The organism is Ktedonosporobacter rubrisoli (assembly GCF_004208415.1).
GTDB classification, from domain to species: Bacteria; Chloroflexota; Ktedonobacteria; order Ktedonobacterales; family Ktedonobacteraceae; genus Ktedonosporobacter; species Ktedonosporobacter rubrisoli.
Window position 1 is genome coordinate 7,462,825 of sequence record NZ_CP035758.1, and the last position, 18,165, is coordinate 7,480,989.

The window sequence follows — 18,165 nt, forward strand, 5'->3', positions numbered from 1 at the left end:
ATTCCTGGCTTATACGGGGAGGAGAAAGTGTTATGAAACAGCGTGTTGGCGTGATTGGCCTTGGGGCGATTGGTAAGCCTCTGGCCAGCCATCTCTTGCAGGAAGGCTATCCTGTTTTCGCCTGTCCCCATCGCGATCATGCTCCCATTGAGGAACTCGAACGGCAAGGAGCTCAGCGCCTCGCCAGTCCGCTAGAGCTTGCCGCACACACGGATATCATACTAATCCTGGTGCCCGATGCTCCTCAGGTTGAGGAGGTCTGCTTTGGCACACAAGGGCTAATTGCTGGCAAAAAGGTGGATCAAGCTCTGACGGTCGTGGTAATGAGTACCATCGCCCCGCTTGCTATGCAGTCCATTGGAAAACGGCTCAAGGAGCTGGACATTTGTGTACTGGATGCGCCTATCAGCGGCGGACCCTCACGCGCGGCAAGCGGTGAGTTGACTATGATGGTTGGCGGCGACGAAGATTTACTGGCCCAGCATCGCGAGGTATTGAGCGCGGTAAGCAGCCATATCATCCATATGGGGCCGCTGGGACATGGCGAGATAGCCAAAGTTGCCAATAATATGATCATTGGTACCTTGATGCCAGTCCTGGCCGAAGCTTTGACCCTTGCAGCAAAGCTGGGGGCCGACGTAGAGAAGGTACGCGAGGCCATTACAACCTCTAGCGGCGGCAATTATCTGCTGGAAAAGTGGTTGCCCCAGACAATCTTGCGCGACAAGTATGAAGTAGGTTTTGCCCTCGATCTCATGCTGAAAGATCTGCGGGTCGCGCTGGCGACGGCTCAGGCTCTGGGCATTCCTACATTCGCTACCGGCCTCTCGGCCCAGCTTTTCGCGCAGGCGCAAGGGCTCGGCTATGGCCAGAAAGACTATAGCGCGGTCAGTCTGCTCTACCAAGATGCGGGGCATGTAACGATTGCCAGCGGCAGTGAACGACCACGTGAGGCTTGAGAAGCAATACAAACAGACGGAAAGGATCAAGGTCATGAGCGTGCAATCTGTGGGCGGAATCTCTATTGCCTATGACGAATATGGGAGCGGCATTCCATTTGTGCTCCTGCACGGTCATCCATTTAACCACACGATGTGGCAGGATCAACGAGAAGCGCTGCAAGCTATCTGCCGGGTGATTACGCCTGACTTGCGCGGCTATGGTGAGACGACAGTGGTGCCGGGCAAGACGACGATGGCGGAATTCGCACGTGACCTGGCGGCCCTTCTCGATGCTCTGGCCATTGAGCGTATCATTCTTGGCGGCCTTTCGATGGGCGGTCAGATCGTCTTCGAGTTTTATCGCCAGTTTCCCGAACGGGTGCGTGCTTTGCTGCTCGCCGATACGCAGCCGCAAGTTGATACAGAAGAAGTACGCGCCGCGCGCTATACGACTGCCGAGCGCATCCTCGCCGAGGGCATGCAGGACTTTGCAACAGAACTACTACCCAGGTTGCTGGCCCGCGAGACTATGGCCTCGCAGCCAAAGGTGGTAGAGCGTGTGCGCCAGATGATCGTGAATACCCCGCCGGCCGGAGCTGCGGCGGCCTTGCGCGGCAGGGCCGAACGCCAGGACTATACGCCTGTCCTGGGCGAGATCGCTGTGCCAACCCTGATTGTCGTCGGCAGCGAAGACGAGTTTACCCCTGTCCAGGATGCGCAACTGATGCACCAGGGCATTGCCGGCTCACAGCTCGCCATCCTTGAAGGGGTTGGACATATGCCGAATATGGAACGCCCCTTTGAGTTCAATGCCGTGCTCAGGAAGTTTCTCCTACCCATCATATCCGCAAATTAAACGCTGTAGGCAAAGAGAGCTAAGCGAGTTTCGGCCCCTTCTTCTCTCTTTGCTTCGTCCTGGCTGTGGGCCACGGTTTGGGCTTAAGGCGCTATCTATACCCGGCCTCGTTCAAGTGTATACCAGAGCTGAGATGAAGTGAGGAACTTCTCTTGAGTAGAAATGAGGCTACTCATTGTCCTGTGTGCATGCTCTGGGAGAGCGATTGAAAGGTAGTGCCTTGCGGGGTAAGCGCGTTAGCGCCGTTAATCAGCGCAAAGGGCGTGTTGGTACAGGAATATTGCATGGAGGCAAAGACATGGTTAGCGGCAAGTGTCTGAATGGCCTTCGTCGTCCAGGAGCTCATAAACGCGCTATTGGTAATCTTTCCATCGTTGGATTGCACTTTAGGCGTAAAGTTCCATTCAGTAATCATGATCGGCAGGCTGGCGCCTACCGTCGCACTCATGACGGCTCGCGCATCTGAGATATGCTTGCTCCAGTTATCGATACGCGAGAGGCACAGATCTGCGCTCCAGCCATCATCGCAGGTATATTCATGCCAGCTAATCGCATCGGCGCGTGGCTGCGCGTTCTGCAAGAAATATTGCAAGTAGTTCCGATTGTATTGATAATTCACGGGACCGATGAAGCGTCCGTTGAGGGCGACCTGCTTGAGCTGGGGAACTAGCGCATTCCAGGAAGCTGTATACTTATTCATATTGACGCCAAGAAGGTCTTCCTCGTTGCCATATTCGTAATAGACGATACTCTTACCAAAAATGCTGTTCATATCGTTAATGATCTTCGTATCGTAATCGAGGGCGTCGGGAGTAATATCTTTTCCCTGTAAGATAATCAAAGGCGTAGCTCCAAGGGCTTTGATGATTTGAGCTGCCTCGATCATCGTCTCTTCCGAGAGGGTAGTGCGTGTTGGCATGCGAATGATGCTCAAGTGCATCTGTTGTAAGATTGCGCGCGCCGATGGTGAAGTAAGGATCTGGTCGTTAGCATCAAATAGACTGATATTGGTACCAAAGAGAAGCGATGAGCCGGCGGGATTCGCTTTGGCGGTCCCGGCAGGCGTCTGGCTGGTTCCGGGAGTTGTCCGCTGTCCTGGGATGGGCGAGAGCGTATAGGTTGTGTTTGGCGTTGCACCTGGATGGTTGGTAAGACCAGGAATATCGATTATCGGCGCGTTGTTGGCATTGTCCCCTGGCAAAAATTGGCTTGCGGCAACCCCTAAGCCTACTCCGGCAAGAACACAAACCAGGCACAGACCAATAAAGAGTAGGGGCCGAGGGAGATGTTTTACTGGTCCTGATCCAGGTCGTTTCATTGCGCGGAGAACTCCTATCTGTTTTTATCTGAGCAAATATATTTCTGAATGTATACGTATCTATATTGTGACGATTTTCAGCCGCATAGCTGGTAAATTTGTCTGACAAGTTCCGCAAATGTGGAGATGGGAACTTGCCTCATCGTCAGTCGCGCCAAACTTGCCCATAGTCTTAGCTAATTTAGTATTTCTGTCAGCTTGCTACCACTAAGAGTATAGGCAGGATAGCTTAAAAGCAGATGAAACAGCACAAATCTACCCCTGCACGCTGGCTATTATTTCCTTCTGATCCAACGTCTGCAAGCCCAGGCTTGCCCATACCTGTATAGAGGCAGCCTTTGTGGCCGTCTTAAGGTAGCGAACAGCAAAAGGGTATAGATGTATTGTAATATCCAGGAGCACAACTATAGAACCCGATCAGGACTTTTGATCAGAGACAAGCATTCTCGATGGCAGATACCGTTTAAAATATTTCCACCAGCTAGAACATGGGGAGTACGGAGCGCCAGGGTCCTGGCGTAGAGGTAATCACCGCGGGCTCCCAACCGGGCTCGCCATACAGGATAGAGCCATCCCAGCGAGGATTCTTACGATAGAAACAATAGCGTATCTGCCAATGCTGGCCCACTTTCTTTTTCTCGTAGCAAGCCGTCTCTATATCGAGGGAATAGGAAAGCAGTTGAGCATAGTAGGCCTGAAGATTATATTCAAGTGTGTCTGTATCCAGATTACTCTCGGTAAAAGTCAGTTGCAGATCAAAGCTGTAAGCGTAGTTTTTCACCTCTGGTTCGCGTTCCTCTTCATCAGCGCGACGAATGAGTATCAACGTTCCTAGCATTTCAAACTGGCAGTATGGCTCACTCTCACCATCAAAAGAAATCTCGGTAAACGCTGGTAAAGAGAGGAGTTTTTGTATCCCCGTAGCGAGTTGTTGCAACGACTTATCCGTTTTAATACAGACTTGAGATGACATACGATGGCTCCTTACGGATACGGCAGATTTATGTAAAATCTAGCCTCCATCTTACGCTTGTTAGACGATAGGTGTCAAGCCATGTCAACATAAAGTTTGGCGGTTTTGAGCCGCGCGAGGAGAGGAGCCAGGCCTGTTGGGCTTATTTTCGAAGCTGACTCTGCTATAATGCCAGCTGCAGAGGCATTATAGCAGTAGCATGGCATCGCCAAAGCTAAAGAAGCGATAGCGCTGCTCAATGGCTTCTTGATAGGCTTTTTCCATTAAGCCTTTGCCCATAAAGGCGCTCACCAGCAGTAGTAGTGTGGAGCGCGGCAGATGGAAATTGGTGATCAGGGCGTCTACGGCCTGGAAATGAAAGCCAGGCGTGATAAACAGGCTGGTATGGCCATGAAAGGGCTCGATCTGCCCATTATGGAAGCCGGCCACGCTTTCCAGGACGCGCATTGTGGTTGTGCCCACAGCTACTACGCGACCACCAGCAGCGCGTGTCTCGCGAATGAGCTCGGCCGTGGGAGCGTCGAGATCAATCTCCTCGCTGTGCATCTTGTGCTCGCTCACATCCTCGCACTCGACGGGACGGAAGGTATCAAGGCCAACATGCAAGGTGACAAAGCCAACGCGTACACCTTGCTGGCGCAGCTGCTCAAGCAGTTGGGGGGTAAAGTGCAGGCCAGCCGTGGGAGCCGCAGCCGAGCCTCTAATGCGCGCATAGACGGTCTGGTAGCGCTCGGGATCGTTAAGCTTTTCATGAATGTAGGGCGGCAGGGGCATGCGTCCCAACTCATCGATTAACTGGCGCACGTTCAAGAGGCTATAGGGATCGGCCGCATTGGTAGGTTCGCTGTTTCCATAGGTGGAGAAGCGTAGCACGCGGCCTCCGGCCTCTGTGCGCTCCATGACCTCGCCCTGCAACCTGGGTGCATCGCGCTCATCGTTAAACAGAATCATAGCCCCTTCGCGCAAGCGGCGCCCGGGACGTACCAGGGCTTCCCAGCAGTCCTGACCCAGATCGGGGCGTTCGGCCAGCAACAATACCTCAACCGCACCACCCGTCTCGGCCCGCTTGCCCAGCAGGCGTGCGGGAATAACGCGGCTCTGATTGGCCACCAGCAAGTCGCCCGGACGCAGATAGTCCCCAATGTCGCGGAAGTGGCGATGCTCCATAGTTCCGCTTGTGCGCTGTACGACCAGCAAACGAGATGCATCGCGCGGCTCTAGCGGCGTCTGGGCAATAAGCTCTGTTGGTAGATTGTAGTCAAAATCACTAATTTTTAAGGATTGCTTGTCCACAGATTTGATCCATTTTCTGCCTGGGGAGGAGTGAGCCCCAGATGTTCATAAGCGGCGCCCATCGCAATGCGTCCACGCGGTGTGCGCGCAATAAAGCCTAGCTGCAGGAGATAGGGCTCATAGACATCCTCAATCGTCTCAGAGTCCTCACTCGTACTGGCGGCCAGCGTATCGAGTCCAACCGGGCCACCTCTAAATTTCTGAATGATCGTGAGCAACATATTGCGGTCGGTCTGATCAAGGCCAATGTTATCGATCTCCATGGCATCGAGGGCGGCTTTAGCTACCTCGGAGGTGATGACGCCATCTGCCTTAACCTGCGCATAATCGCGTACACGCTTTAGCAAGCGGTTGACGATACGCGGCGTACCGCGTGCTCGGCTGGCAATCTCTTCGATGCCATTCTCCTCTGCCGGCACCTTAAGAATACGGGCTGAGCGCAAAAGGATTTCTCTTAGCGCCTTCGTATCGTAATATTCAAGACGATAGATCGCCCCGAAACGGTCACGTAGAGGAGCCGTGAGCGAACCAACCCGCGTAGTTGCGCCCACTACCGTAAAGGGGGGCAAAGAGAGGCGCAGAGATCTGGCGCTGGGTCCTTTGCCAATCATCACGTCAAGCGAAAAGTCTTCCATCGCCGAATAGAGGCGCTCTTCGACCGCGCGGGCCAGGCGGTGGATCTCATCGATAAAAAGAACCTCACCCGGCTGCAGCGATGTCAGAATAGAAGCCAGATCGCCTGCGTGTTCAATCGCCGGGCCCGATGTCGTCCTTAGATTGACGCCCATCTCTGCGGCTATAATATTACAGAGCGTAGTTTTACCCAGCCCTGGAGGCCCATAGAGCAAGACGTGATCGACAGCTTCATTACGACGACGCGCTGCTTCCAATAAGATACTCAGATTGGCCTTGATTTTCTCCTGTCCGATATATTCCTGCAGATGACGAGGACGAAGACTACCTTCAAGAATCTGCTCCTCTTCGCTTAAATGAGGCGAAACGAGGCGGTCCTGCATGGCTTACTCCCGTATGAAACTATGTTCTACAACTCTGTGGTTTTCATTATATCAAAGTTGGGCTCCTGAGTCGAGTAGGTATGTCTTGCACGTTGGGGGCCCGTCTACTAGAATATGAGCATAGCAACCAGACATTTGAACGTACAGAGCTAGCGTTTGGGGCTCTACCTGTACTCGACGTTAGCTGTGTGCAGCAAGCATAGAGATCTGTTCTACTCATCTCTATCTGGCTCAAACCAAACAATTAGCGAGGAGCTATTTCGCATGTCGCGCATTCCTCCACTTGATACAATACAGCCATTGGCTCAGGGCTCAGCCTTCAGTACCATGGAAACGCTCTTCCGCGTCATGGCCCATCGCCCGGCGATCATGGAGCAGACCATGCAACTGCTGGAGACGGCGATGAGGGAAGGTACTGTCGATCCCAAATTGAAGGAGCTGCTGGCCATTCGCGTCTCTCAGGTCAACCATTGTTTTTACTGAATGTCCGCCCATACTGCCTTGGCAAGGCAGCTAGGAGTAAGTGAGGACCTGTTGGACGCGCTGTACCATATCGATGAGCATAGAGAGCTCTTCACTGAGCGCGAGCTGATTGCTCTGCGCTTTGCCGAGATTATGACCACGGGCGCTCGTGAAGTCGATGAGGTACTCTGGGATGATTTGCAGGCCCAGTTTGATGATGGCGAGCTGGTCGAGATCGCTACGGTGATCGGCCTGTTTAACTTCTTTAATCGCTTCGCCGACGCGCTGCAAATCGATCCGCCAACCCAACCCAAAAAAGCTACGTAATGTAGCAGTTGAAAAAGGAAAAGAAAGCAATGCCAACCAGCGATGAAAAATTGAAGGGACTTGTACAGGATCTGTATGAGCTTACCAATTACCTGCACGGCCGTGGAGAAAAGAGCCTGCAGCTGGCCAAACGCTTCGAAGAGAATGCCCAGAAAGATCCGGGTAATCGCGAATTTGATTTAAGTCAGGCCAAAATGCTCGATTATCAACACCATATCTGGCATGAGATTGGTAATCTTGTGGATAAATTAATCAAGAAGTACGAAAACTAAACTAGCGGGGCTGAAGGGACTCATCAGTATGCTATTTACCTGTAGAAGAAAATACTTCTGGCCTTGCCAGCCCCACTCACGATTATAGATCGCCAGAACGAGCTTTTTGGTAGCGATCAGCTAACTCAACCTTCGTGCGTGCATATAACTCGCGTCCCTGGGCCAGGGCCTCGTTAGCGCGAGCACGAATCTCATCGTTGAAGGTTCCAGAGCGCAGCAAAATGCCTTGCTCGCTTAGCTGTGTACGCGTGGCTTCGCCTGATTGTGGAGCAATGAGTAAGCCTACGGCTACCCCTACCCCCATCCCCAGAAGCAACCCTACGAAGAACTTCATAGCTGTTTCCTTCCTTTCACCGGATAGCGACACAGAGGGACCCTTGTCTTGGGATTGCGAGAGCCTCCGCTCTCTTTTGCTCCTACGAGCCTCTTCCTCTGAAGAGCAATCTGCATGAGATTTACATAATAATGTGCATTATGGTGCATTGAAGAGGTCGAAGCGAGCCATAAAAATTGCGTGCCCACGATATAGCAAACCTGGACTTGCCAGGCCTTGCCTGTTAGTCCCGGCACATATGCATGGCGCTGTAATTTGAGCTATTAGTGTCCGCGTGCAGACTTATCTAATAGTTCTTCTACTTTGTCTAGCAGAGCGTCGAGGTCAAAAGGCTTGGAGAGCAAGTGCACAGCACTATAATGCTGCGGGTCATTTGCTATTAATCTGCGTACCTCTTCTGCCTCAATTACCGCTGCTGTGTAGACAATTACAGGAATATCGGCGGTAACAGGATCACTTTTTAACTGTTTAAGAATATCCTGTCCGGACATATCGCCTAATTTTAGATCGAGGATGAGCAGGTCCGGTAATGAGCTTTTAACCCTCTCGCAGGCACCCCTACCATCTTGTAAGATAGAGACCTGATATTGTTCGTCTTCCAGAACCCTGCGCATCAGGTGAAGAAGATCATTCCTGTCATCTACTACTAGTATACGCTTTGTCACATGCAATCGGTGCCCTGATGCGCCTGACTGAACTGGCGCGAACACCGCCTCCCGTTGGCACTGCCGGCCCTGCTTTACCTATACTGGTAGCGGCAAGACAACAGTGTCTACTCTTGAGTATCATCAGTAGTGTAGTGTATCACGATATATGTTCCTAGACAAGGCTTCCTTGGCGGGTTTATTCTTCTGGTAATTGATCTCCCCTAAGTATTACGCAGCAAAGTTATGCTACGGATACAGGCAAGTATGGGCCTGTTATGCTGCCCATCCTCTTCCTGCTCTCTTTTCTCTTCAGGATAATGGCGCAAAATCTTATCCCTTCCGACCTACAGATTGCGGATCTGTCGCTCTACACGCCAAACAGCTTAAAGCAACAATACTTGCAATTATTGCAAGACGCGTAAGTGACGAACTAATGTACCCTCTTTGTTGGCGGCTTGCCCTTTTGCTTTCCCTTGTGCGAAATCATGAGAAAGGAGCAAGATAAGAGAAGCCTTTTCGTGTCCCTCGTTTTACAATGAGCATGGCTGTTTTTCCTATGCGAGATTCTAACTATATATACCAGCAAGGAGACATTCTATGCAGAAAATCCGCTCAGCTGATGGGACGACTATTGCCTTTGACCGCCTGGGGCAAGGTCCGGCAGTCGTTCTTGTGGGTGGCGCTTTCGAGCAACGCGCGCTGGATACTGATACCGCGCAACTCGCTCCTGTTCTGGCCCGGCAGTTCACGGTTTTTCATTATGATCGACGCGGACGAGGGGATAGCACCGATACGCTGCCATATGCTGTTGAGCGTGAAATTGAGGATATTGAGGCTCTCATTAACGAGGCGGGCGGATCAGCATTTCTTTCCGGTATCTCGTCTGGAGCGACGCTGGCCCTGGAGGCGACTAGTAAACTTGGGACTAAGGTAAAGAAGCTGGCGCTGTATGAGCCACCCTACAATGCTGATGAGGCGGCTAAACAAGCCTGGGTGAAGTATAGAAAGCAGCTAAAGGAGACCCTTGCTGCCGGCCGTCGAGGCGATGCTGTGGGACTCTTTATGATGCTAGTAGGGATGCCTGCTGAACACCTGGCTGGAATGTATCAGCATCCAATGTGGCCGATGTTTGAAGCGGTCGCCCCTACCCTTGCTTATGATGCTGCTGCCATGGGTGATGAGGCTGATGTACCTACGGAGAAGGCGGCACGTGTGACAGTGCCGACTCTCGTTATGAATGGCTCTGCTTCGTTTCCTTTTATGCATGTAACCGCCGTAGCGCTGGCAAAGGCGATGCCCAATGCCAGGCAACAAACTCTAGAAGGACAGACCCACGAGGTCAAGGCCGAGGCCCTGGCCCCTGTTCTGACGGAATTCTTCAATTCCGGCGCATCCTAAAATTTGGCAGGGAATATAAGGCTTGCGTGCATCAGGTATTCATGGCACTTATCCCTCATTCTCCTTTACCAAGGATCATAAACAGGTAATTGAGGAGCGGTTCTTGGTCCACCTTGCCAGCCGTAAGACCAACGTAGCCATCAGGGCGGATCAGGATCAGTGCGTCACCGCTAATGCCATAAAAGTGGTGGGCGTATCCATCCACATCGACAAGTATGTGCTCGCCAACTCTAGCGGTGCCTGGATGAATGATGGTGTATGTTCGCAGGAAGCCTTGTAGGATTGCAGGCAGCTGGGGGACAGGACTGTCACCGAAGATGAGCAGCGTCCAATGCGGACCCCGGAAGAGCTCGAATAGCCGTACCTTTCTGGAACTTGCTGCATGGATACACGGTGCATCTGGGGCACGATCGCCAGCGCGTATACCTGTGGTTTCGTCAAGATCGTAGGCCAGTGGTCCACCTCGATATGTGATACTCAATTGGGTCGTATCAGCGCTGGGGTCTTTACTGGCGAGTAACTTGCTAACCGCCTGGATGTTGGCGGAGACATCACTGTTGCCCGTATCGTGATGGAGCCACGTCTTATGGCGCACGGTGGTACTCGCCAGTACGGCCTGCGCGATAGGAAGGCGTTCGGCTTGATACGTTTCAAGCAGTGCATCGGGTGCGCCATATAAAACATGGGCCAGTTTCCAGCCGAGATTGTAGGCATCCATTATGCCGGTATTCATGCCTTGGCCACCGACAGGCGAGTGGACATGGGCCGCATCGCCCGCCAGGAAGACACGCCCGTGACGATACTGCTTGACCATACGGATATTTGGCCTCCAGATGGAGGTCCACTGCAGATCGCTCAAATGTACCCCGGGCAATCCGGCTCGTTCGTCGAAGATGCGCTGTAAGGTGGAGAGCGAGGTATCGTGCTGCTCGGGCGAGATAGTTGCCTGAAAGATCCAGATGTCATCGTAGGGCAGCGGAGCCAGAAACAATCCTTGATCAGGATCTGCCCAGGTGTGCATATACGCCGGATCCAGCCCATTGACAAGGAGGCCAGCGTTGATGTGCTGCTCGTTCTCCAAAGTCTCGCCAAGGAAGGTGAAGTTGCAGAGATGGCGAACCGTGCTATGTCCTCCATCACAGCCCACCAGGTAGCGTGCCTGGATCATCTGGTTTTGAGTGCCATGGACGATCTGAGCAGTAACGCTAGCTGCGTTCTGGCTCACCTTCACAAGTTTGCTGCCCGACTCTACCTGCAACCCCTGCTCGCTCAGGTGCTCACGCAGCACTGCTTCGGTCTGCACCTGGCTGATCATGAAGGTGCCCCGGTAGGGTGCATCGGGCGTTGGCTGATTGTTTGGGTCGCTTGCAGGATCGAGCTCGCTGACAAGTCGAGCATGCTCATAGAAGCGAAAAGGCCGGTTGCGGCTTCCGCGAGCATGAATCTGCTTAAGAATGTCCAGGTCCTCGAAGACTTCAAGTGTGCGTGGCGTCAGGCCCTTCGCTCGTATCTCGTTGTGATATGCTCTTCTTTGGTCGATGATACGGCAAGGGATATTGCGCCGGACCAGATCATTCGCCAGGGTCAGGCCCACCGGACCAGCCCCGACAATCAGCACATCGGTGGAAGAAGAATCAGTCATAGAAGCCTCGTTTCCTTTCTCTGTTCACAGGCCAACGGAGAGAAGCAGACATCTGCCCGATGCTGCGTTCTCCTAATGGGTGGTTGAGTATGTTTGTTATTTTCTGCCTGATGTTGTGGAAAACCTGAAAACTATCAACACAGGAGAAGCATACTCCGCAAGGTCAGGTTCTGTCTTGAAAAAAATGGCAAAGCGGTTTGTCGTCGTCTGCTTGAGCAGATCAGTGGGGCGCTAGCGTGGCACGGGGTGATGGATGAGGGAGGGATGCTGGCCGGCGCATCCCTGTGAAGTGAGCAGGCGTCTGGCCCATGAAGCGCTTGAAGGATCGGGTCAGATGCGCTTGATCGGCATAGCCAGCCTGAGCAACCACGTCAAGGATCGAGAAGCCTTGTTGTAAAAGCGACATAGCAAAGCGAGCGCGCTCAATTTGGCGAATGCTCATGTAGGTCAAACCGGTGGCCTGTACAAAGCGATGCCGCACAGTGCGTAAAGACCGCTGGTGAGGGTGATCGGCGAGCACAGCCATCACTACTGGATCAGAGAGGAGAACGTTCTCACGTACCAGCCAAGCGACAAAGGTTTCTGCATTGTTATAATCGGGCACCTGCCAGGTAAAGCCATCGAGCCGGAATTCGTTCCGGTTTTCCAAAGGTAGGATAGTCTCTGCATCCAGGAGGGATCTGGCGGGCGCAGGTCGCAGAAACGTGCCGAGCTGAAACTTGATGACGAGCCACTCAATCCCTTCACTATGGATCGTGGGGATTGCTCTGGTCATGGGGCCCTCGACAGCGATGTACATCCTTCCATGCAATTTGGCGAACAGGAGTTTCCAGCGACCATCGGCCGGGCATATCAGAGGGGTATCGCTCTGCGCAGCTCCCCGCCAAATCGACTCGACATACGGCGAAGCTGACTGCCTTACTTGCACAGAGAGGCTCACGTTTCTCTCTCCTCTGTCCTGGGTATCATAGCCTCATTACTATCTTGTCCTCACTGAGGAACATAATTTACAGGTCTGGGAAAAAGTATATCAGATGGTGAGCGGTTTTGCCCAGATATGGTTTGTTGAAGTCAGGGCTTTTTAATTTTCCCCCAAGGCCTTGAGCAAGAGCTGAAGAGCTTGGAGTGGATGAGCATCGAAGCAGCGCATCTGTTGCCTGACATTGGTGACACCGCAAAAATCGAAGAGAGCCAGCAGAAAGGAGTGAAGAACGGCCAATGTGTGAGGAGCACATCCTTTGCGGATCTGGCACGCATCCTCTTGCAAGGTGACATCGCGATGCCAATGGAGCCGATTCTCAATGCGCCAGTGGTCGCGGATCAACTGAAGCAGGCGCAAGGGGGTTGCCTGTTGAGGTGTCAGGCTCGTGATGCCATAGACATATTCTTGGGTACAGCGCAAAGGATATTCGACTCGCCGACGGAGACAAAAGACCTGTCCAACTTCGTGCCAATCGCGGGCCAGGAAATCATTGAGTTCCGTGGAGGCTTGAATGAACCGGCACGTGAGCCGCCCGTGCCCTTTGTCAGTCTGCACCTGAGTTCGCCAATCCAGACAATCAAGGGGAGGTTCGCCAAAGAAGAGACGGAGATCCTCGGCAAGCGTGGGTTGGTTTTGCTTCACGAAGAACAGATACTCTCCACCAGAAGCGATGATCTGCTGACAGATCGATTTTTGGGTGTAAAGAGCATCCGCGCTAAGAATACGTCCTTGCAGGAAGAGCGGCGTGAGAAAGGCTGAAACGTGGGTCAGTTCTCCTTCTTTTTCAGCAACGATGTGTTCTTTGATCACAATGCCGGTCTGGGCCTCATAACAGGCGACATGATGCATTTTCTGTTGATCTTTCGCCAGATGGTGTTGGGTTCCCCGAAGAGTCTTGCCGTCGAGGATGATATGCTCTTGTTCTCTCGCAACCCGCTTTTGCGCACGTACACGGATCAGGAGATCCATGAGCTTCTGATTTACCTGAGCTGGGTCGACAGCCCGCAAGACATTGCTATAGGTGGCGACACAGGGAAAGGTGGCGCGGGTATCTGGCAGGACGTCTTGCAACCAGGCACTCCGATAGCGCACCCAGTCGGAAACTGCTTGTAATGTCGTTTCTCCTGCCATTTTCGCGAGGATAATCAGCGTCAACACGAGCGCCAAACTGTAGCGCTTTCCTTTGTTTTTGCGTCGATCTTCGAGCTGTTGCATCGCTTGATACACTGAGAGGGCTTCGCTCTCTTTGTTCCAACCTGCCAATTCACTTGCTTGGGCCATCATGGTATAGTTCATTTGGGATGAGACCTCGTTTCGTGACGTTTTGATGTACTATCACTTTACCAGGTTCTCATCCTTTTTTGGGCTGAAGTGAAGGCTTTCTCACGAACATTAAATAGCCCTGTGTTGAAGTCGCTCATATATTCTTTCGGGAGCCTCGCTGATTTTGCCTATGGCACTACGAATAATACAGCTCTGTCGAGCACGGTGGTCTGGCTTGTCTTATCCAGCCAGAACTGCGTGAGCATTTTGCCATCGGATGGGCGCAGGACGGTAATTCTGCTGGCCGGCGAACTATAGTAGACCTCCTCGCGACTGGCAACCGGGGCCATATCGACTATATAGCCAGTTGCGAACCCGGGATCAATGCTTCCTGGAACCGGCGTTGGCGTTTTTTCGCTGCCGTCAAGAAATTTTATCGGTGTTGACCAGCGTACAGCTCCGGTCAAGGCGTTGATAGCAATCACCTGCAATTGGAGATCCTCGCTCCTGACCCCGGGCGCGAAGTGAGAGGTTTCAAGGTAAAGCGTGTCTCCCAGCAGAGCGGAATCGGTCATAGAGTCGTTGTCTGGTACTTGATACTGCCAGCGCTGAGTGCCGTCTTTTCTGTTGAGTGCGTGCAGCGTCATCTTGTCTGCGCGATGATCCGTATAATTCTGAATGAAATCATGGTAGTAGAGCAGATCGCCAGAAACTTTGAGGGAAAAGCCTCCGTTGGGCTCGACTCCTTGCAGTTCTGGTGAGGACCAGAGCTTCTTACCCATGGCTGCATTATAGGCCCTAATCTGGGTTTCAATAACCTCGCTCATCGTCATTCCATGCGCATCGGTAGTGGGCGGAACCGGGTATAGATGGTACTCCATTGTATAAAGGGCTCCATCAGCTATTTGGGCTGCCACGGTAGGCATGTGTCCCGGGATGAGATTGCGATCCTGCCAGAGAATCGCGCCGTCCCTTGGGCTAAGAGCGTAGCGCCCAAAGATTACCTGCCCGTGTTCCTCCTGTGAGCCTACAGCATAGAGCACCTGATCGGTGACTGTGATCAGTCGTAGCCCCTCGGTATAATCGGTACCCCGCGACGAGTTCGATTTGGAGACGACGATGGGATACTGCTTTTGCCAGAGTTGCTTGCCCGTATGCAGATCGCGGGCAGTCAAGGTCGTGACGTCTTTTGTCAGGGATTCGACAAGTGTGTAGACGGCTATGTTGTTTACGAAAGCCCTGGTGGCTATGGGCTCTCTCCACAGGGTAGAGCCATCGGTGGCCGAGATGGCGCTAAGAAAGCGCTGTACTGCATCCTGCTTCGTCTCTACATAAAGAATGCCACTAACAGCAACAGGTCCATTTTTCTCATTCAGGGGCTCGTATATGGGCTGCTCCCTGCCGGCAAAGGTATGTTTCCACTGGATAGCGTGAGTGCGGCTGTCAAGACGGTAGAGGGTATTGCGCTGAAAAGCGTAGAGTCCGCTCGCTTCCTTGCTAGTGGAAAATGCACGAGAGGCAGGCTGCTCTCGGCGCAAAAGTGGGATGATCAGTAACAGGGCGCCTAAAATTAGGATTGTGCCCGCAATTGCAGCAAGGGTGACGAGTAGCCGAAGCTTCACCTTTTGCGGAGTTGAGGAGGGTTCTTCGTTACCAGACATCGTTGTGGATTCCTTTCACCGAGCGATGGTAGCATGTCCTTCACTTATATGTCGTTTTTCCCCTCCAAATTGTTCCACTTTAAGCTGCTGTGCTCACGCGCTTACAGGCACAAGGCGAATACTTGCGTTAGATCTTTAGCCTTTGTTTTGAACCAGGAGCACCATAAAGCTATAAGTTTGGCCAAGAATGCTCTTGATCAGATGCTTGCTCCTCTTGCTCGCGCAACGGCAAAATTGCTTATATCTGCCGAGCGGAATTTAGTGCGTCAGTGTGCCAACGAGAGATGCGGACATCTGTTCATGGACACGACGAAGAATCATCAGCGTCACTGGTGTAAAGCGGATTGTGGAAGCCATGTAAGAGTTCGCAGATATCGCCAAAGGCAGCGTGATGAAAGAGCCTCTGACAGAGAAGAATAGAATTGATCAGCGCCACGAGTTGTTGAAGACTATCGATCACAAGATACGAGCTTCACCGCCTTGCTCGCTTGGCTAAAGGTGGCGAAGACGCGAGTATCACGCTTTGCCACCTTAGTGCCTGCTATGCTATAAACCGAGTTCAGCGTTGCTTGAAGGGATTATAGGATGCTCGGGCCTTTATCCTTGCTGCTCGCTTGGTGCTGTCGGCCCCTGAAGAAATGGTCGGGGGTCGAAGTACGAATAGCCTTCGCTTGCCTTGCCATCCTTTAGAATGAAGCAATCAACGCCACGCAACTCAAATGGGACACCATGCAACGTGCCGGTATTGATCCACTCGATGATGACGCCATCGTCAGTCTTAACCCATCGAATAGGAACGACGCGCACATCAGGCTCGACACTCAGAAACGAGTGCATGATTGCCGGCAGGTCTTCTCGCGTTCCCGAGTTAACCGGATTGACAAGAGAACAACCTTCGTGCAATAGGGACATATACAGCTGCACATCGCTGTCTGCTCCTCGCCAAATCTTAGACCAGTTCTCTACAAACGACTCAACGCTCTTCATCGCTCATACTCCTATCTGTAGAATTATGCTTAAACCGGGATTATGCCTCGTGTGAACGCATACCTCGACAAGTTTTGCCCTCACAAGCGCTTTAGTTTTCCAAACCGCGCTGGCCCTTTGCCTTCCCAGGTATCGTTCACGTTCTTGAGTATAGGCTGATAAGGTGATGGAACCATTCCTAATTGCCCTGGCTCCAGCTGTTCTGTGAATTGGATCTGGCTTTTGTATCCCTTTACCACCTGGCAGAAAGTGTTACTTACATTGCTAAAGTACTCCGAACGCGCGCGAAAATTGATGCTCATCTCACCTGGAATGCTGGGGCAGCAGAAGGAAGCCACATATTCTCAAAGAAATTTGTGATTTGCTATCCCTGTACATTTATTAAGAAATCGAAGCTGACCAGATAGTTGAGAATTTCTATTGAATGTGACATAAGGTTGTCTCTATTCGAGCACTACACTCTTGCCAGAAGTAGCCGAAAAGAATGTTAGAAAACAAGAGCAGGCCCGCCAGCTTCGGGCTGCTTGCAAAACCTTTTCGGACTTCCTCTAATAAATTTGGTATACATCTGGCAGAGCTTACTTAATAAAGGTGAATGGAGAGTAGTAATGTCTACTATCGATAGCGAGCCCAGGCGCGGCTCGCTGCGCGTGCTCACGATGAATCTATGGCAGCGCTATGGAGCATGGCCTGAGCGTCGGGCCGTGCTCATAAATGGCTTGAAAGCGCTCAACCCTGATCTTGTGGCGTTTCAGGAAGTGATCAAGAATGAAGAGTACGATCAGATACTTGATCTGCTTGGGCCTGAGTGGAACTTTGCCCATCAGCAAAGACGAGCTCCTGAGGGCATGGGAATCGCCATCGCGAGCCGTTGGCCGATCAGCGAGGTGCAAGAGATAGATGCACATGTGACTCCCCGCACGCTTAACTTTCCCTGCGGAACTCTCATCGCGGAAGTCCTGGCGCCAGAGCCAGTAGGTCCGCTGCTATTTGTCAACCATTTTCCCAACTGGCAGTTGAGCTACGAGTATGAGCGCGAATTGCAAACCGTGGCAGCGGCGCGGGCCGTGGAGGAGCATATTAGCCAGCGTCCTCAACAGGTTGTGCTGGTTGGCGATCTAGATGCCGATCCTGACGCTGCCTGTATCCGCTTCTTGTCTGGCCGGCAGTCACTTGGCGAGATGAGCGTCTGCTACCGCGATGCCTGGGAGAGCACACATCCTCAGGAGCCAGGACATACTTTCACTCCCGCCAATCCTCAGGTAAGGGAGCAGGTTGTGAAGGGGATGCGTCCGTTTAGGGATTGGCCCTTCCGCCGCATCGATTACATCTTTGTGCGCCATGGAGAGCACGGTGGATCTGCACTTGACATCGCTGCCTGCAAACGAATCTTCGATGAGCCTACGGAGGGCGTGCAGGCTAGCGACCATTACGGCCTGATTGCTGATCTCACGGTCCCCAATCTCTAGGAAGTCAAAATTCCTTCCTCGCCATTGTCAGGCAGGAAAGGAAACGCTGAGGCTCGCGCCTCATTACCTCTCCCCCGGAGAGGGCACCCTCTCTGGGAGAGAGGGATCCCTCGGTTAAGGGTGCGTCGCGATCAAGCGAATGAGCCCTTAACAATCCCTTTTCTTGAGAACTGGAAAGCCCCGCTTGATAAATCTTAGTCTCGCATCTTAAAAGCCGCAGACGATATACTTGAGGTATTCTAGATATTTGCATCTTCAGTGACAAAGAAAGAGAGTTATAGGCATGGCAATATCTTCTGTATTGTTGCCTTCCAGCGGCCAACG

At 52.4% G+C, this 18,165-nt stretch carries 19 protein-coding genes; 8 read left to right on the forward strand and 11 right to left on the reverse strand.

Annotation, left to right across the window (positions count from 1 at the left end; all coding sequences use genetic code 11):
- The first annotated feature begins 32 nt into the window (after positions 1 to 32).
- Together EPA93_RS32385 and EPA93_RS32390 are read left to right on the forward strand one after the other, a co-directional pair.
- Entirely contained in the window at positions 33 to 959 is a 927-nt protein-coding gene (locus EPA93_RS32385) for an NAD(P)-dependent oxidoreductase (RefSeq protein WP_129891483.1), read from the forward strand.
- A 34-nt stretch (positions 960 to 993) separates the two neighbouring features.
- Positions 994 to 1,797, forward strand: a complete 804-nt coding sequence (locus tag EPA93_RS32390; protein WP_129891484.1) for an alpha/beta fold hydrolase — start codon at positions 994 to 996, stop codon at positions 1,795 to 1,797.
- Positions 1,798 to 1,969: 172 nt separating this feature from the next.
- Here the strand turns inward: EPA93_RS32390 and EPA93_RS32395 are convergent, their stop codons facing one another.
- From EPA93_RS32395 to ruvB, 4 genes are all read right to left on the reverse strand, one after another.
- Positions 1,970 to 3,115, reverse strand: a complete 1,146-nt coding sequence (locus EPA93_RS32395) for a hypothetical protein (protein ID WP_129891485.1) — start codon at positions 3,113 to 3,115, stop codon at positions 1,970 to 1,972.
- A gap of 481 nt (positions 3,116 to 3,596) precedes the next feature.
- Complete coding sequence (locus EPA93_RS32400; protein ID WP_129891486.1) at positions 3,597 to 4,088, reverse strand: hypothetical protein; 492 nt, start codon at positions 4,086 to 4,088, stop codon at positions 3,597 to 3,599.
- A gap of 186 nt (positions 4,089 to 4,274) precedes the next feature.
- Positions 4,275 to 5,381, reverse strand: a complete 1,107-nt coding sequence (gene queA / locus EPA93_RS32405) for a tRNA preQ1(34) S-adenosylmethionine ribosyltransferase-isomerase QueA (protein ID WP_129891487.1) — start codon at positions 5,379 to 5,381, stop codon at positions 4,275 to 4,277.
- A complete protein-coding gene (gene ruvB, locus EPA93_RS32410; protein WP_129891488.1) occupies positions 5,363 to 6,397 on the reverse strand; it encodes a Holliday junction branch migration DNA helicase RuvB in 1,035 nt (344 codons plus the stop codon). The genes queA and ruvB overlap by 19 nt, the downstream gene beginning before the upstream one ends.
- 264 nt (positions 6,398 to 6,661) lie before the next feature.
- On the opposite strand from ruvB, the gene EPA93_RS32415 reads away from it, so the two are divergent.
- Genes EPA93_RS32415 through EPA93_RS32425 form a run of 3 tightly spaced genes read left to right on the forward strand, consistent with a single transcriptional unit; the run spans position 6,662 to position 7,458 of the window.
- Positions 6,662 to 6,880 (forward strand): carboxymuconolactone decarboxylase family protein, encoded by a 219-nt coding sequence (locus EPA93_RS32415; protein ID WP_129891489.1) that lies wholly within the window; start codon positions 6,662 to 6,664, stop codon positions 6,878 to 6,880.
- A gap of 51 nt (positions 6,881 to 6,931) precedes the next feature.
- Positions 6,932 to 7,186, forward strand: a complete 255-nt coding sequence (locus tag EPA93_RS32420) for a carboxymuconolactone decarboxylase family protein (protein ID WP_129891490.1) — start codon at positions 6,932 to 6,934, stop codon at positions 7,184 to 7,186.
- A gap of 29 nt (positions 7,187 to 7,215) precedes the next feature.
- Positions 7,216 to 7,458 carry a hypothetical protein gene (locus EPA93_RS32425; protein WP_129891491.1) on the forward strand — a complete coding sequence of 81 codons (243 nt, stop codon included), beginning with the start codon at positions 7,216 to 7,218 and terminating at the stop codon, positions 7,456 to 7,458.
- A gap of 82 nt (positions 7,459 to 7,540) precedes the next feature.
- Here EPA93_RS32425 and EPA93_RS32430 read toward each other — a convergent pair whose 3' ends face one another.
- Together EPA93_RS32430 and EPA93_RS32435 are read right to left on the reverse strand one after the other, a co-directional pair.
- Positions 7,541 to 7,792: a YtxH domain-containing protein gene (locus EPA93_RS32430; RefSeq protein ID WP_129891492.1), complete on the reverse strand. Its 252-nt coding sequence runs from the start codon at positions 7,790 to 7,792 to the stop codon at positions 7,541 to 7,543.
- A 263-nt stretch (positions 7,793 to 8,055) separates the two neighbouring features.
- Positions 8,056 to 8,457 carry a response regulator gene (locus EPA93_RS32435; RefSeq protein ID WP_129891493.1) on the reverse strand — a complete coding sequence of 134 codons (402 nt, stop codon included), beginning with the start codon at positions 8,455 to 8,457 and terminating at the stop codon, positions 8,056 to 8,058.
- A 579-nt stretch (positions 8,458 to 9,036) separates the two neighbouring features.
- Here EPA93_RS32435 and EPA93_RS32440 point away from each other — a divergent pair.
- On the forward strand, positions 9,037 to 9,837 hold the full coding sequence (locus EPA93_RS32440) for an alpha/beta fold hydrolase (protein ID WP_129891494.1): 801 nt from the start codon (positions 9,037 to 9,039) through the stop codon (positions 9,835 to 9,837).
- A gap of 55 nt (positions 9,838 to 9,892) precedes the next feature.
- Here the strand turns inward: EPA93_RS32440 and EPA93_RS32445 are convergent, their stop codons facing one another.
- From EPA93_RS32445 to EPA93_RS32460, 4 genes are all read right to left on the reverse strand, one after another.
- On the reverse strand, positions 9,893 to 11,479 hold the full coding sequence (locus tag EPA93_RS32445; protein WP_129891495.1) for an FAD-dependent monooxygenase: 1,587 nt from the start codon (positions 11,477 to 11,479) through the stop codon (positions 9,893 to 9,895).
- Positions 11,480 to 11,699: 220 nt separating this feature from the next.
- Positions 11,700 to 12,419, reverse strand: a complete 720-nt coding sequence (locus EPA93_RS32450) for a helix-turn-helix transcriptional regulator (RefSeq protein ID WP_129891496.1) — start codon at positions 12,417 to 12,419, stop codon at positions 11,700 to 11,702.
- Between the two features lie 141 nt (positions 12,420 to 12,560).
- Positions 12,561 to 13,757, reverse strand: a complete 1,197-nt coding sequence (locus tag EPA93_RS32455; protein WP_129891497.1) for an ISAs1 family transposase — start codon at positions 13,755 to 13,757, stop codon at positions 12,561 to 12,563.
- Positions 13,758 to 13,912: 155 nt separating this feature from the next.
- The gene (locus tag EPA93_RS32460; RefSeq protein WP_129891498.1) at positions 13,913 to 15,385 is read right to left on the reverse strand and encodes an outer membrane protein assembly factor BamB family protein; all 1,473 of its coding nucleotides are present in this window, start codon (positions 15,383 to 15,385) and stop codon (positions 13,913 to 13,915) included.
- A 201-nt stretch (positions 15,386 to 15,586) separates the two neighbouring features.
- Here EPA93_RS32460 and EPA93_RS51100 point away from each other — a divergent pair, with 201 nt between their 5' ends.
- On the forward strand, positions 15,587 to 15,805 hold the full coding sequence (locus EPA93_RS51100; protein WP_422877903.1) for a CGNR zinc finger domain-containing protein: 219 nt from the start codon (positions 15,587 to 15,589) through the stop codon (positions 15,803 to 15,805).
- Between the two features lie 177 nt (positions 15,806 to 15,982).
- On the opposite strand, the gene EPA93_RS32470 is transcribed toward EPA93_RS51100, so the two are convergent.
- Positions 15,983 to 16,372 carry a nuclear transport factor 2 family protein gene (locus EPA93_RS32470; protein ID WP_129891500.1) on the reverse strand — a complete coding sequence of 130 codons (390 nt, stop codon included), beginning with the start codon at positions 16,370 to 16,372 and terminating at the stop codon, positions 15,983 to 15,985.
- A 608-nt stretch (positions 16,373 to 16,980) separates the two neighbouring features.
- On the opposite strand from EPA93_RS32470, the gene EPA93_RS32475 reads away from it, so the two are divergent.
- On the forward strand, positions 16,981 to 17,841 hold the full coding sequence (locus EPA93_RS32475) for an endonuclease/exonuclease/phosphatase family protein (protein WP_129891501.1): 861 nt from the start codon (positions 16,981 to 16,983) through the stop codon (positions 17,839 to 17,841).
- The last annotated feature ends 324 nt before the right edge of the window (positions 17,842 to 18,165 follow it).